1 protein-coding gene is annotated in these 405 nt (G+C 72.1%); it reads left to right on the forward strand.

All coding sequences use genetic code 11. From position 1 onward, the window contains the following. Positions 1-16: 16 nt before the first annotated feature. Positions 17-405: SDR family NAD(P)-dependent oxidoreductase (locus GO615_RS30070; protein WP_169133112.1), on the forward strand; the 389-nt coding region annotated here is incomplete at its 3' end.

Genomic DNA, 405 nt, shown 5'->3' on the forward strand with positions numbered 1-405 from the left:
CGTTAGAGTGCGTCACATGAAGATCACGCAGCACACCGTCGCTCTCATCTCCGGTGCCGGCTCGGGCCTCGGCGAGGCCACCGCCCGCCGCCTGCACGCCGACGGCGCGGCCGTCGTCATCGCCGACCTACCGAGTTCGAACGGCCAGGCCGTCGCCGGCGACCTGGGCGAGCGCGCCCTGTTCGTCCCCACCGACGTGCGCGACGAGGAGCAGGTGCGCCAGGGCGTCAACGCCGCCGCCGACCTCGGTGAGCTGCGCATCGCCGTGGCCTGCGCCGGCGTGGGCACCCCGGGGCGCGTGCTCGGCAAGAACGGCGTCCACGCGCTCGAGAAGTACCGCACCGTCATCGACATCAACCTCGTCGGCACCTTCAACCTGCTGCGTCTGGCCGCCGAGGCGATGGT

The organism is Aromatoleum evansii, assembly GCF_012910805.1.
Lineage (GTDB): Bacteria > Pseudomonadota > Gammaproteobacteria > Burkholderiales > Rhodocyclaceae > Aromatoleum > Aromatoleum evansii.